Raw genomic sequence first — 14,125 nt, forward strand, 5'->3', positions numbered from 1 at the left:
GGCGTAGAATACGCTGCGCAGGGCGTCATGGCGGGCCGCCAGTGTGTCGAAAGCCTGTTGCAGCGCGCCACGGTCCAGCGCGCCGACGATCCTCACCCCGCCGGCAATGTGGTAGGCCGTGCTGGCGGGGTCGAGCTGAGACAGAAACCACAAACTTTCCTGGCCAAACGAGAGCAACAAATCGTCGGTTTCGGTCCGTCTGTCGATCACGGGCAGTGCATCGCGATTATTAGCAGCGTTCAGCATTGCGACGGCTGCGGCAAATTCGCGCAAACTCGGTACTTCGAAAAACAACCGAGGCTCGACCTCGACACCCAGTCGTTCGCGAATTTTGGCGATGGTTTGCACAGCGGTAATCGATTGCCCACCCACAGCAAAAAAGCTTTGTTGCGGCATCACTGCCTTGATTCCCAACACCTCGCACCAAATGGCCGCGATTTGCTGCTCAAACTCATTCAATTCAGCTCTTTCGGTACCGACTGACTCGCGACGCCCGCCGTGCTGAACCGCGTAACAATCCAAGCTACCGTCTTGCCAGCCTTGACGGCAGGCATTGCGTTGCAGCTTACCGCTGCTGGTTTTAGGCAAGGCGCCGGGATTGAGCAGCAAAATCAGCGCGGCCGGTTCCTGACAGCTCTGGGCAACCGCTTCGTTGATCGCATCAAACAGATTTTCCGCTGGGACCAGTTTCTGAGTGCTACGGCCGATTTCGGCGGCGATGCCGATGCCTTCCCGGCCGTCGATGCTAACTGCGAACGCGGCCACCCGGCCTTTACGCAATAACTCGATCTGATTTTCCAGGGTCTGCTCTATGTCCTGCGGATAAATATTTTGACCACGGATCAGGATCAAGTCCTTGCTGCGGCCGGTGATAAACAGGCTGCCTTGATCGAAAAAACCTAAATCGCCGGTGCGTAGCCAGGTTTTGCCGTCGGCCGCCACAAAGGTTTCCGCACTGGCTTCGGGATTTTGCCAATAGCCGTGGGTGACACTAGGCCCGGCAAACCAAATTTCGCCGATTCGACCGTCGGCGCAAGGCTCATCGGTGGCGGGATCGACGATGGTCGCTTCATGCTCCGGCTGTACTTGACCGCAATCGACCAGCGCCACACCATCGGCAGCGGTTTGCATACGATGTTCGGCCAAGGCTTGCGGGTCGCAGCTCAGTGCCCGAGCCGCCTGCTCGGGTCGGCCACCACTGACCAGTAACGTGGCTTCTGCCAACCCGTAACAAGGATAAGGCGCGGTCGGCGGCAAACCTATCGCGCCGAATTTATCGGCAAAGGTGGTCAGGGTATCGTAACGAATCGGTTCGGCGCCGCAGAATGCCAGCCGCCAGCTATCCAGGCGCAGACCTTGCAATTGTGCTTCGCTAATCCGTTCGTTGCACAAGCGGAACGCAAAATCCGGCCCACCGCTTATGGTGCCGCCAAAACGGGAGACCGCTTCCAGCCAACGCACCGGCCGTTCCAGAAAATAGCGCGGCGACATCAGCACCAGCGGTATGCCGCTGTATAAAGGTTGCAGCAAACTGCCGACCAAACCCATGTCATGGTAAAGCGGCAACCAGCTAACAAAGACATCATCGTCGCCAATGGCAAAGCCTTGTTTGATAGCCCGTTGATTGGCCAACAAATTGTCGTGGCCGACGATCACGCCTTTAGGGCTGGCGGTGGATCCGGAGGTGTATTGCAAAAAGGCAATGGCATCCTGAGATATGTCCGGCATCCGCCATTCGCCGGCCAACAGAGGCTTTATGCTATCGATCGCTAGAATTTGCGGCGCATGCTTGACGGGCAAGGCGGCCAAGCCCTTGTTGATGGTGTCGAGCAAAGCCCTATGGCTGAGGATGGCTTTAGGCTGGGCATCGTCCACTATCGAGACAATGCGGTTTACATGCTGTTTGGCCGCTGACTCGGGTGGAAAAGCCGGCACCGCGATCGCGCCTGCATACAGGCAACCGAAAAAAGCCGCGACGTAATCGATACCGCTGTGCAACAGGATCAAGACTCTATCGCCCGTCTCAACTGTTTGACGCAAGCCGACAGCCACTGCCCTGGCACGCTGATCCAGTTCGGCAAAACTATAGCTGCCGTTCTCGGATGCAGCATCCCCCAAACAATGCAATGCCATCCGCTGGGGATGCAGGGCGGCACGTTGCATCAGCAATTCGACAAAGTTTTTAGCCTGAGCGGGATAGAAAGTCATGATTGAGACTTATAGGGTTGAATTTTGGGAATGCAGCTGGGAGTAAGGCTCGGCCATCGCCACCACCACCTTGCGCGAGCCTTTGAATGGCGAGCGGGCATGGGCGGCCAGCATGTTATCCAGCATCATCACGTCGCCGGTTTGCCAGGAAAAACTGATGGTCAGTTCATCGAGCACGCCGCGAATTTCGTCAAGTATGACGTCTTCAATTTCAGATCCGTCGCCGTAATACACGTTGCGCGGCAGGTCCTCGTGATCGAGTATCTCCAGCAGCGTTTCGCGTACTTCCGGCTCCAGATTGGAAACATGGAACAGATGGGCTTGATTGAACCAGACCCAATCCTGGGTGACCGGATGTTGGGCAACCGCTTGGCAAGTTTGCCGGGTGCGCAGTTCGCCATCGTCCTTCCATTCGCAGACGATGCCATGGGTGCGGCAATATTGCTCGACGACAACGATATCTTTGCTATTAAATACTTGCGTCCAAGGCACATCCAAACCATTGCCGAAATTGCGCACGTACATCAGGCCTTTTTCGCTGAAGCGCTGGCGGATGCGCGGATCGATGCGGCGGTAAATTGCCCGGCTGTCGGCAATCGGCGTTTCACCACCCCGCTGAGCTACCAATGCGCTATAAAACCAGATCTTCATCGGCCACTCCCGGGTATAGGCTTGTTCATTATGCAGAGGAATGGATTGGTGCGGCGGGTATTCGGTGGAGGTATAAACACCGTCTTCGACTTTGGTACGCGGCGTAGAGCCGAATTCGTAGCTCAGTAGCGGATGGCCGAAACTGGCGGCAAAAGCCTTAAACTCAGTCGCTGATTCGACAATAAAATCGCGAAACACGAAGCCCCCGCATTGCAATAGCCGGCTATCCACCAGCTGGCGCAACTGTTCGGCGGCATCGGCTAAACGCATGCCATGGCTTAAAGGCCGAACCAGTAACGGCAACTCGCTGTTCGGCATTAGATTTTCTATTCGTAAAGTGTCTGTATTCATCGGCATAAGCGTTTTGAAAACCGGGCTTCCGGGTGTTTGTCCTGAGAAAGAAGGCAAATTTGGAGGTATGCTACGATGTCCCTATCGTCGCTTCCCCAAGACAAACACCCGGAAACCCGTTTGCATAAAGGCCGGCATAGCGCTGGGCTGCACCGAAATACGGCTGTAAATGGCGACACAAACTTGCCAACACCGCCTGTTCCTGGCTTTGAATAAAAAAATGATCGCCGTTGAAATAGTGCAATGAAAAATCAGCCGTGGTTTCCATTTGCCAAGCCCTGAGCGTTTCGTCGCTGGTTTCATCGTCGCTGCCGGCGAAAACATGCAGAGGCATCGGCAACAGCGGCCGAACTTGACGCCGGTATCGGGCGCATAATTTGAAATCCGCTCGCAACACCGGCAGGATCAAGTCCATCAATTCCCGGTTCGCCAATATCGCCGCCTCGGTGCCGTTCAATCGCTGCATTTCCGCCAGCAATTGCGCATCGCTATCCAATTGTTCGAAACGTTGATTATCGCGGCGACTGGGTGCATGGGTGCCGGAGACTATCAACGCGGCCGGCAGCGGCAATCCTCGCCTGTGCAAGCCGTGAGCCACTTCGAACGCAATCAGCGCACCCAAACTATGCCCGAATAACGCGTAAGGCTGGCGAAGATCGCCGGCTATCTCCCGAATTAACGTTGCGGTCAATATCTCCCAATCGGCAGCCAAAGGCTCTAACATTTTAATTCCGCGCCCTGATAGCTCCACCGGCTTGATGTGCAGCCAATTCGGCACTTTCCGCCGCCAGCGCTGATAGACCATGGCACTGGCGCCAGCATAAGGAAAACAAAACAAGCGCATCGTCGTTATTGGGTCTGGCTATCCATGAACTGGCGCAAACTCAATGGCCGCATGTCAGTCCAGACTTGCTCGATGTATTCCAGGCAGTCTTTTTTGACACCGGATTTGCCGACCGTGCGCCAGCCGTTGGGAACCGGCTTGTAATCGGGCCAGATCGAGTATTGCTCTTCGTGGTTGACCACCACTTGAAACACGGTGTCTTCGCTATCGATACTCATGACTCACTCCTTAAACGCAAAATTGATCGAAAAAAGCTTCCCGCGACAGCGTCATCAGAGCGGCACGCTTGTGCGGAAAATCGAATTCCTTGGGTTTGCAAAATCCGGCCTGCTGCATGTAGCCAATCATTTTGGCATTATCGGCGCGCGGTTCGGCGACGACGTTACGGGTGCGCGGGTCATCCAGAAACATGAAGTGCGCCAAAGACGGCAACCAGGCGGCCACCCGCTGCGGCCCGCGCCAACGCTCTTCCCCAACCAGCATGTGCACGCCGCGATCGTAATCGTCGACCTCGTAATACGGCGCGATGCGATCTTCCTTGGCCCAATAAATCTCGAAATAACCGAACGGCTCGCCGTCGAAACAACCAAAAACCGGGTGCATATGGGCATCGGCGGTGACTTTTTGCAAATATTCGCGGTGCATGTCCTTGCTGCCTTCCAATTCCCAGAATGCGGAAACCCGAGGATTGTTGTGCCAGGCGTGGAAAGTGTCCAAATCCGCCTCGGGGTCTACGGTACGGAAGGACAGTGACAAGCCCTGTTCCGGTAAATAGCGTCGGTAAACCTCGCCAACTACAACCGGCGCACGCAACGGATGACGTTTACCGTCAGTGACCGTGTAGTGCAACGGAAACGCACAGGCGCTAGATTGAGACAGGTAGAGCTCAACCGTCTGGCGCAGCATGCCGCGGCGGCTGACAACCGATTCGCTTAACTCGCCGGACCGGGTCGCGGCACCGCTTGCGACCAGCGCTGCAATCAACTCGCCGTGCCCGGCAAGCGACAGTTCGATTTCCAATAATTGCGGCTGACTGTCGAACAAGGCATGTAGCGCCGCAACCAACACGGGAACGCCGGAATCGCGATCAACCCCGACAATCTCTATTAGCTGTAGCGCCGCCGGGCTCTCCAGATTCGAAGTGAGTTGAAATAGAGCGCTATGCTGCTCATCAACGGTGATGAACAACTCGGCCTCGGCGAGTTTTAAGTCTACATGCCGCCCATCGGGCAAGGTTTGTTTCAATATGCTCGGATTCATGAATGAACGCTAAATGATGTCGCTATTTAATTATTGTTTATGTTGCTGCAAATAATAATGATTATCATTTGAAATGTCAAACTGCAATCTTACCCCACCCGATAAATCTTCTCCGCCTCTAAAGTGTTTGCATTTCTTTCGATTTGATCATGAGTATTCCTTACCCATTTCAATGCCGTTGGACAAGGGTCAACGTCGTAAACCGTGCATTCCAGGAGACTATTGATGATCATTGCCGATCGCCAGGCCGCCAGGCTGAGTTGGGCGTCGGCCACACCGTGGCTGTTACGGCCGGCGTTTTGCAGATAGATACGATGTTGTTCAGGGCCATCCCAGGCGACGGTGTAATCCTCCCGCAATCGCGGAAAACCCTCTTCGTCGAGATCGAGCCGGTCGACAATCGCACCGAGACACGCCGGCAATTGGTAGTGATAGCCGGTTGCCAGGATGATCGTGTCCGCAACCACCGACTCGTCATCATTATTGAAACCGTTGCGCATGTGCAGATGGTAGCCTCCCTTGTCACGGCCCATCAGATGTACCTCACGATGCGGGAGAATGGCGTAGGGCGTCGTATCGCTATTGAGAAAATCCGTGTCGTACAAATATTGCGACAAGACTTGCAAGGTTGCGGGCGAGACGCCGTCGCCGGTCAGTTTATGCGAGCTAACGATAGGCGGCTTACGTTCCTCCGGCAGTTTATGGAAATGGCGAACGTAATCGGGCGTGAAGTATTCGTTGATGAAGGCGGTTTCGTCCAGGGGCTCCAAATTCGCCCGGCGGCTGATCCAGGTAATCTCGTCAGCCCGACCGCGCTTACCCGCCATCAAATCCAAAAATATTTCCGCGCCGCTTTGCCCGCCGCCGATGATGGCAATGCGTTTGCCGGTTACTGAAAAATCGGCGGTCACGTAATGATGACTATGCAAGCATTGTTCGCCGACATAACGCTCGACCCAGGTCGGGATATTGGGCCGCATGCCGGTCGCCACCACCAAATGACGGCTATGCACCCCATCCAAACCATCGCCGCTCAGTTTGAAGCCGTTCTGCGCGAACTCGACGCTATCCACGCCGGTTCCGAAACTGAGATTCGGCAATTGTTCCGCCACCCAGCGTAGATAATCGGCAAATTCAACCCGCCGTACCCTGGGATACTCGGCGTTGATAAATCGGTAAAACCGGCCTTTCTTGACCAGATAGGACAAAAAACCGTACGGACTGCTGGGGTCGACGGGGGTGACCAAATCCTTCAAATACGAGGTTTGCATCTGGGTGCCGGGCAACATCATGCCGGGATGCCAGTTGAAACTGTCGCGGCGTTCGAAAAATCGAGCCCGGCATTGCGAAATCGGCGACAGCAAAGCCGCGAGACTAAGATTAAATGGCCCGATGCCGATACCGGCCAGATCAAGATTGTCGTTCATTGCTGTGTCCTGTTGATAATGGTGAAAATAAAAGGCCGCATTTATTCAGGTTGCAAGTGGATACGCTCGACGGCGCCGTTCAGAATGCGTTCCCGGTCGGTCATTAGCGGCACATAGCCGCCTTGTAGCCAGGCCGAGGTCATGTCCCGATAATGCGAGGAAAATGGGTTACCGGACTGGCCGGTCCCGAGGATGAAAACCGAGTTTTCCGGCTCGGCCAAATCGTAAATCGCCCGAAAGGCCGCACCGGCTTCGCCCAGGTAGCGCCCGCTATCTTCGTCATAGCGATAACCGCTCACATTGACGGTATCCATGCCGCCGGGACTTTCGCCTTCGACATTGAACAGCGCGCTTAGGAAAGGCACCTGGCCGAAAGGGTGATGCTTAAAGACGGTGACATGCGACTTGCCCCAACGCCATTGCACCGGATCGTCGCCGTAATACCGCTTGAGGTTTGTCAATGCGGCCTCTAAAGCGAGTTTGATTTCCGCATCGCACAATGCCGCGCCGGAATTAGCAGCGGCGCACCATCGCCCGCCGCCACCGTGACTGTTGTTTAACACTTGCAGCAAAAACTGCGGTTGATAGTCGCCGACCAACTCGTACAAATCGCCTAATTTTTCCTGATACAAAATCGCGGCCAGCTGTCTGATCCATTCGGCAAAAATCAAGGGCTGCGCGGAGTCGTCTGCCATGCACCTATCCCAATTCCGTAGGCCCTGTAAAATTTGCTTGGACTCTAGCTCCTCGACAGTAATAGTCAGCAGCCTGGGCAGCAATTGCGACGCGAACGGATTAGCGACATCGTGTTGAATGGCCGCAAACGACGCCACGCCATGCTTGGCGTGACTATCCAATAAAGCGCCAATCCGCTCGGCCCGATAAGGCAGCGCCCAGCCGGAGGTTATGAAATAAGGGTAAGCGGGCGGCGTGATTTTTTGGTTGGCGGTAACGATCTTGCCGTCTTGGCTGGCCGTCTGCTGCGGCAGTTGTTCGAAGGGAATTAATCCCTGCCAGTCATAGCCCGCCAACCAGCCCGGCGCCGGCAAGCGTCCGCTCAAGACATTGTCCGAGCTACGCACCGGCACCCGGCCTGCCGCGACAAAGCCGATGTTGCCATCCGCATCGGCGTAAACGATATTCTGCTGCGGTGTGTGGAAATCGCGGGCAAATGCCTTCAGTTCGGATGCCGATTGCGCACGCCCGGCATTGAGCATGAAGCGAATGGTGGCATCGTCCTGCCGTAAGCCAACCCAGCTCAACGCCGCCGCCATACCGTTCGGCGCGGCTTGCCTGGCGTCGTTATCGACGTCGGAAATCACCGGCCCATGGCGGCTAACGCGAATCGTCAGTTCCTGGTCAGCCTGATCCTTTACCTTGATGATTTCCTGGAGGGTAGTGAAGGCCTCCGAGCCGGTGGGGGTTAGATACCGATTCGACTGATCCGACAGTAGCTTTTCGAGAAAAATGTCCTGGCTGTCCGGGCCGGTGTTGGTGAAAGACCAGGCTACTCGCTGGTTACGTCCCAATAAAATACCGGGTATGCCGGGCAAAGTGGCGCCCACGGCGTTCAAACCAGGCGCGTGCAGATGAGCGAAATACCAGAGGGAAGGAGCTGTGAGCGGTAAATGCGGATCGTTGGCCAGTAACGGCTTACCGCTGGTGGTACGGCTACCATCAACCACCCAGTTGTTGGAGCCGATGCTTTTATGGGCTTCTTCGCGGTGTTGCGCCAGCAGTTTGCCGGCCAGCGGCGCCAATCCGGCATAAAGATTTTTGACATCGGGTAGCGCGCGTGGCGCATCGCCCGGATAAGGCGGAAACAGGTCGGCGAATTGTTCCGGCGACAAACGTTGCTGAAGTTTTAAATTAAGTAATTCTTCCCACCAGTTGCCGGACAGGCGCCAAGCCATGGTTTTTAACCAGACCAGGGAATCGGCGGGCTGCCAAGGTTCCGGTCGCGGTGCGCCGGCCAGATAAAATTCGACCGGCAGAAAATGATCCTGCGCCAGATAGGCATTGACCCCTTGCGCATAAGTTTGCAGACTGGCAAGCGTGGCCGGATCGAGTTGTTGCAGATTGACCTCGGCTGCTCGGCGCAAGCCCAAAACCCGCATGAAGCGGTCTTGTTCCAGCACATCGCCGCCGAAAATCTCCGCCAAGCGACCCGAGCCGACGCGGCGATTCAAATCCATTTGCCACAATCGATCCTGGGCGTGCAAATAGCCCAGTGCGAAATAAGCGTCGTCGGCGGTGCCGGCATAGATATGCGGCACGGCATGACTATCGAGGACGATTTCTATCGCCTTGGGCAACCCCGGCAATTTGAGATAGGTGTCTTCGGGCAGCGCTTGCCGGAAAAACAACCAAGCACAGCCTAAAGCCAACAAGCCAAGCCATATTCTCAAATACCGGATAGACCTCCATGTCATGTCCTTAAACCCCTTGCTATCCATATGCTTTGCGATCCATCCGCCACAGCGCCTTATGCCGATAATTGGGATAGCGGAGATTTACGTCTAACAGCCAATATGCCAAACAAAGCGGACATGAACATCCAGGCCGCGCCCGGCAACGGAACCGCAACCGGCGCTTCGGCAATCGGCGCGCCTTGCGCCACCGCAGCCATGTCAACCGCAACTTGAGCGATGCGAGTACCCGCCGAGGCCGACAAATCGAACGAGTACGAATCGCCAGCCGGCGCAAAATCCAGATCCCAAATGGCCAGAGATTGATACAACGCATATTCGATCGAGTCGACGACAATGCTGTTACCGGTGTCGTTCAACCCCAAGAAAGTGGGCGTCAAGCCGTTCAACCAGAGGTTGTCGTAGTCAACGCCATTGCTACCATCAGCCACCCAAGCTTCCAATTGCATTGCCACTCTCACCATTTGCTGAGAGGCTTGCGCAACGCTGCCCTGAATGTCGGCATAGGCGAAAATCGAATCGGTATCGTTAGCCAGATTGCCGTTGCCGTCAATGCTCGTGCCGCCATCCCAACCGAACTGCGCATTTGTCAATCCGTAACTACCGGCCAACAATTGACCGTCGAAATTGAAACTGTCCCATTCCGCATAAACGGTACCGGCATCGCCGCGACTCCAGCCTCCCCACACCGCTTGTTGAGGATAATCGAAACCATAACCGGCATTGTAAGGATTGGGGGAATTGGCGATGTCCGCCGAGGCAAGACCCGACTGTCCGGCCAATCCGGCGGCCAGCAGTAGCGATAAGGTTAGTTTTTTCATGTTGAATATCTCTTGAATTGAAGCCATGGAATGCAACCGGCCATGAACCGGTTGCTTGCTTTATTGAAGGCTAACTGGCCATCACTCGACCGAGCAGGACTGCTGATCGTCGGCGGTGATTTCCAGACTCCAGCCACCCTTAATTTCGCCGGCGAACCAGTAAAAGTCGTCAACCACATACAACTTCCATTGACCGGATGGATCGATGCCATTCAGGTTGCTGAGCTTTGGACCATTGGTCACTTTTTTGTAAGTGCTTGGATCGCCCGCTGTCGGCGCCGCCAATACGGTAGTCGGCGTCAAAGCGACCGAGGTGGACGGATCATTAAGTTCGGCCGGCGCTGGCGCTGGGAAATAATCGCTATCCGGATTGTTGTCGTAATCGGTCGGCTTGAAGGCGCGCAACGTGGTATCGCTCCACACATCGACCCACTCTTCGTAAATCACGTTATACAACGGGTTGGTGGCTCGGCCGCTCAAACGGCCATCATTACGCACCGAGCGCGGTAGCGGCAGGGCTGCCGAGTCATCGAATTTCCAATTCAGATTCTCGGCGACGATGCCCAGTACGCCGCCTTCTGGGGTCGCCCCCGCAGCGCTGACATTGGAAGCCAGCATCACGTATTGACCATTCGGCGCCACCAGCAACATATCAACGTCGTTTAAATAATCATGGTGAATGCCTTTAATCGTGACATTGACATCTGTGATTTTGGCATCTTTAGGAAATGCGCTCTTGGGAACGTTGATCATTGCCGGATAGGTTTTTGCCGCCTTCACTGGCACGGCTGGAGCGCCCTCCGCTGTGTAGGTATCCAATAACGCCGCGCATTCCGCATTCTCTGGGTCTGCACAGGTATCTTGAATCAAGATGGGTCTTGGATTGGCAAAAGACCTAGTTACGCTGTCTGCCATAGCCGCACCGGCTGGTAGCATTGATAGCAAGGCAACGGCGCCTGCCAACGGTTTGATCACCGCAAGGTTCCAACGTGTAGAGACCGAATTCTTCATATTCATTTCCATAATAAAAGTTGATGACTGTTCAGATATTCCTATTCAGAACAAACATCGATTGACGAGAGAGTAGCAATTAATGCTTTTCTAAATGAGAACGATTATTATTCTCCTTACATTGCAAACCGTTGTCAACCGGTTTTTAAAAAGTATTCCGATTAATTATTGAATTGGGAATTTTTCAGGTTGTTGACTGCTTGATACAGAGAAGGAACCGCATGGACTCAGTGAAAACAGGGGGAAATAAAATGCTTTACATAACAAATGAGAATCATTATCATTTGTTTAAACTATCGAACGGACCTCTTTATGAAATTTTTGAACTCATTTTTTAGAAGGCCTTTAACGGTAAAGCTTGAAATAGAATCGGAATTTCTGGCTTCGCTAATGGAAAACGGCCAAATCCACGCCTCGAATTTCCGCTGTCTGGATTTCAGCTCGAAGCAGATCGTCTGGAAGATGCTGTTGTCGCTAGCCAAATCGAAATTCGGCAATGACGGAAAACTCCTCGAAGGCCAATGACTCTGTCGACCATCAACCGCAATTACCTTTCTCACCCGCTTGGAGGAAACATCTCATGACTAAAAAACCTTGCACCCATGAATATCCGGCCAATAGCGATACAGGTAAAGCGCTGATTTGCCGGGACTGCAGCGTCGTGCATCTGCACATGCCGAACATGTCCTTGCGTTTCGACGTGGAGCAATTCGCCGAATTCGCAGCCATGATGACAACCGCATCGAAACGATTGGGACATGAATCGGCAGAGACGAGCAGAAAACGTCCGACACTGACCCTGGTCCATTAACCCGCCACATTGCCATGAATCTGATCCGATTGATGTTCAGCCAGTTCAGGCTGCCCTTATTGATGGTGTTCATTCTGAGCATTAGCAGTGCCGGCCTGGCGGTTTGGGTCATCGCGTATACCAACGACCATTTACTGCATCCGCAGTCCGATGTAAAAACCACGCTGATCGAGTTCGCCGGCCTTTTACTGGCGGTGTTCATTATCGGCACTGCCTCGCAAATCAGCATGACGACGCTGGGTCATCGGCTGGTCTATCAACTGCGCCGCACCATGGTCAAGCGTATACTCGACACCAATCTGGAACGACTGGAACACCTCGGCCCCGCTCGATTGCTGGCCAGTCTCAACAGCGACACCAATCATTTGACTTCGGCCTTCATCAGCCTGCCAACCGCCGTCTACGGTTTGGTATTGAATCTGGGCGGCTTCGGCTATCTGTACTGGCTTTCGCAACGGCTCTTCTTGGCGACGGCCGGATGGATGGCATTGACGATCCTTATCGGTTGGCTACTGATGCGTAGCACCCACGCCCGCATCGATGCGGCGCGCAATATCGAGGATTTATTGTACGAAGATTATCAAGCCGCCCTGTTCGGTCGCAAGGAATTGGCCCTGAATAGGGAACGCGCCAAACTGTTCTACGAACAGGAGTTCGAACGACATGCCGCCAGCGGCCGCGACCAGGAAATCGCCGCCGACATCTTTAACGGCATCAACGAGAACTGGGCCAACATCATGATTCTGGGGGCTATCGCCCTGGTGTTTTTCCTGGCGCACGGCGTCGGCTGGGCAGACCATGCGGTGGCGACGACTTATTCGTTGACCATCCTGTTTCTGCGCACGTCGCTGACCGGCCTGATCGCCGCCATCCCCAGCCTGATCGGCGGCAACGTCGCGCTGGATAAACTCAACAGCTTACAGCTACCGAAATATCGATCCGACTTCGCCGGCTTGCCTCAGACCTTACAACCAAACTGGCAAGCCTTGACATTACAGGGCGTGCGCTACCGCTACCCCGACAGCGAGCGGGACAACCGCTTCTCGGTCGGCCCGCTTGACTTTACCCTTAGCGCCGGCGAAATCGTATTTCTGATCGGCGGCAACGGCAGCGGCAAAACCACCTTCACCCGTTTGCTGACCGGGTTATACCCGCCACAGGCTGGCCACATTGTTTTGAACGGCGCCATGCTGCAAGAAGCCGACATGCCGCACTACCGCCGACTGTTCTCCACGGTGTTTGCGGACTTTCATTTGTTTCACCATCTGCTCGGGGCTGAGGGCTGCGACGCCAATCCGGAAAAAATCGCCTATTGGTTGGCGCTTTTGGCACTGGACCGTAAAGTCAAGGTCGAGAACGGCCGACTGCTGGACACCCGTCTATCCCAAGGCCAACGCAAGCGCTTGGCGCTATTGGTGGCGATCCTGGAAGATCGGCCGATATTGGTGCTGGACGAATGGGCCGCGGATCAAGATCCGGGTTACCGCCGCCGCTTTTACACCGAACTATTACCGCTACTGAAAGCATTGGGCAAAACCGTGCTCGCCGTCACCCACGACGAACACTATTTCCATGTCGCCGATCGACTGATCAAAATGGACGAAGGCCATTTGCACCCGTTTACCGCCGATAGCGTTAATTCCGGCACATCTGAAGCAACACCAGCAGAAATCGGCGCAAGTTGATCACAATAAAAGAGGCGCATGTGATGAATTACCGCCCTCCTCTTTTAACCCTGTTACTTGTTTTATCACCGTTTCATGCCAGCCTCGCGGCGGCCGACGAAGTGCTGATACGCCAAATCGTCGACCAGATGCTGCATGAAAAAAACGCCCGGATCGAACAATTGGAAAGCCGTGTTCAGCAATTGGAGCAAAAGCTCGACGCAATAACCCAGACCGCGACACTCCCTGTGCCCACAACCGCACCCGCCACGCCTAGCCCAATGATGGCAAGCGTATCTCAGAGCAACCCGCCGGCTGGCAAAGCGCCACCAGCCGCCGCGGCCAAACCGGACAGCAACGAAGGCACTATCCAGGGCAAGCTGCGGGCACTAGACAAAACCGCCGGCGAACTGAAAGCGGCAGCATCCGACAAAGGCCTGGAAATCAGCGGCTTTTTTGACGTCAACGCCAAAACCGGCAACTCGACCGACCAAACCTTCAGTCTGGGTTCGGTGGAAGTGGATTTGGATTATGTGCACGACGAACATTTCGGCGCCGCCAGCGCCTTGGTGCTGTGCGGTAACTCCTCCAACGCCGATTACGGCGCGCCCGGCGCGGTGTTCTGCGGCAACAGCGGACCCGGCGGCC

The 14,125-nt window shown here is 54.9% G+C and carries 13 protein-coding genes; 4 read left to right on the forward strand and 9 right to left on the reverse strand.

The window, feature by feature from the left end:
* From NP596_RS15595 to NP596_RS15635, 9 genes are all read right to left on the reverse strand, one after another.
* Window positions 1-2,208: AMP-binding protein (locus NP596_RS15595; RefSeq protein WP_256616312.1), on the reverse strand; the 2,208-nt coding region annotated here is incomplete at its 3' end.
* A 9-nt stretch (window positions 2,209-2,217) separates the two neighbouring features.
* Entirely contained in the window at window positions 2,218-3,210 is a 993-nt protein-coding gene (locus NP596_RS15600) for a TauD/TfdA family dioxygenase (protein ID WP_256616313.1), read from the reverse strand.
* Window positions 3,211-3,280: 70 nt separating this feature from the next.
* On the reverse strand, window positions 3,281-4,054 hold the full coding sequence (locus NP596_RS15605) for a thioesterase II family protein (RefSeq protein WP_256616314.1): 774 nt from the start codon (window positions 4,052-4,054) through the stop codon (window positions 3,281-3,283).
* Window positions 4,055-4,059: 5 nt separating this feature from the next.
* Window positions 4,060-4,272, reverse strand: a complete 213-nt coding sequence (locus NP596_RS15610) for an MbtH family protein (protein ID WP_256616315.1) — start codon at window positions 4,270-4,272, stop codon at window positions 4,060-4,062.
* Window positions 4,273-4,282: 10 nt separating this feature from the next.
* Complete coding sequence (locus tag NP596_RS15615; RefSeq protein WP_256616316.1) at window positions 4,283-5,314, reverse strand: GNAT family N-acetyltransferase; 1,032 nt, start codon at window positions 5,312-5,314, stop codon at window positions 4,283-4,285.
* Between the two features lie 89 nt (window positions 5,315-5,403).
* A complete protein-coding gene (locus tag NP596_RS15620; RefSeq protein ID WP_256616317.1) occupies window positions 5,404-6,741 on the reverse strand; it encodes a lysine N(6)-hydroxylase/L-ornithine N(5)-oxygenase family protein in 1,338 nt (445 codons plus the stop codon).
* A gap of 41 nt (window positions 6,742-6,782) precedes the next feature.
* Window positions 6,783-9,149: a penicillin acylase family protein gene (locus tag NP596_RS15625; protein WP_256616318.1), complete on the reverse strand. Its 2,367-nt coding sequence runs from the start codon at window positions 9,147-9,149 to the stop codon at window positions 6,783-6,785.
* A 77-nt stretch (window positions 9,150-9,226) separates the two neighbouring features.
* Complete coding sequence (locus tag NP596_RS15630; RefSeq protein WP_256616319.1) at window positions 9,227-9,991, reverse strand: VPLPA-CTERM sorting domain-containing protein; 765 nt, start codon at window positions 9,989-9,991, stop codon at window positions 9,227-9,229.
* A gap of 81 nt (window positions 9,992-10,072) precedes the next feature.
* A complete protein-coding gene (locus NP596_RS15635; protein ID WP_256616320.1) occupies window positions 10,073-11,002 on the reverse strand; it encodes a hypothetical protein in 930 nt (309 codons plus the stop codon).
* A gap of 312 nt (window positions 11,003-11,314) precedes the next feature.
* On the opposite strand from NP596_RS15635, the gene NP596_RS15640 reads away from it, so the two are divergent.
* The 4 genes from NP596_RS15640 to NP596_RS15655 all read left to right on the forward strand — a co-directional run.
* Window positions 11,315-11,527 (forward strand): hypothetical protein, encoded by a 213-nt coding sequence (locus NP596_RS15640; protein ID WP_256616321.1) that lies wholly within the window; start codon window positions 11,315-11,317, stop codon window positions 11,525-11,527.
* A 55-nt stretch (window positions 11,528-11,582) separates the two neighbouring features.
* A complete protein-coding gene (locus NP596_RS15645) occupies window positions 11,583-11,813 on the forward strand; it encodes a hypothetical protein (protein ID WP_256616322.1) in 231 nt (76 codons plus the stop codon).
* Window positions 11,814-11,827: 14 nt separating this feature from the next.
* Window positions 11,828-13,498 carry a multidrug ABC transporter permease/ATP-binding protein gene (locus NP596_RS15650; protein WP_256616323.1) on the forward strand — a complete coding sequence of 557 codons (1,671 nt, stop codon included), beginning with the start codon at window positions 11,828-11,830 and terminating at the stop codon, window positions 13,496-13,498.
* Window positions 13,499-13,521: 23 nt separating this feature from the next.
* Window positions 13,522-14,125 (forward strand): coiled-coil domain-containing protein (locus NP596_RS15655; RefSeq protein ID WP_256616324.1); only part of this gene is annotated, 604 nt, incomplete at its 3' end.

Source organism: Methylomonas rivi, from assembly GCF_024505165.1.
Lineage (GTDB): Bacteria > Pseudomonadota > Gammaproteobacteria > Methylococcales > Methylomonadaceae > Methylomonas > Methylomonas rivi.

Bases quoted from the DNA above. Each gene is read 5' to 3' on its own strand.
- NP596_RS15600 (WP_256616313.1), bottom strand. From the start codon at position 3,210: ATGAATACAGACACTTTACGAATAGAAAATCTAATGCCGAACAGCGAG.
- NP596_RS15605 (WP_256616314.1), bottom strand. From the start codon at position 4,054: ATGCGCTTGTTTTGTTTTCCTTATGCTGGCGCCAGTGCCATGGTCTAT.
- NP596_RS15610 (WP_256616315.1), bottom strand. From the start codon at position 4,272: ATGAGTATCGATAGCGAAGACACCGTGTTTCAAGTGGTGGTCAACCAC.
- NP596_RS15615 (WP_256616316.1), bottom strand. From the start codon at position 5,314: ATGAATCCGAGCATATTGAAACAAACCTTGCCCGATGGGCGGCATGTA.
- NP596_RS15620 (WP_256616317.1), bottom strand. From the start codon at position 6,741: ATGAACGACAATCTTGATCTGGCCGGTATCGGCATCGGGCCATTTAAT.
- NP596_RS15630 (WP_256616319.1), bottom strand. From the start codon at position 9,991: ATGAAAAAACTAACCTTATCGCTACTGCTGGCCGCCGGATTGGCCGGA.
- NP596_RS15635 (WP_256616320.1), bottom strand. From the start codon at position 11,002: ATGAAGAATTCGGTCTCTACACGTTGGAACCTTGCGGTGATCAAACCG.
- NP596_RS15640 (WP_256616321.1), top strand. From the start codon at position 11,315: ATGAAATTTTTGAACTCATTTTTTAGAAGGCCTTTAACGGTAAAGCTT.
- NP596_RS15645 (WP_256616322.1), top strand. From the start codon at position 11,583: ATGACTAAAAAACCTTGCACCCATGAATATCCGGCCAATAGCGATACA.
- NP596_RS15650 (WP_256616323.1), top strand. From the start codon at position 11,828: ATGAATCTGATCCGATTGATGTTCAGCCAGTTCAGGCTGCCCTTATTG.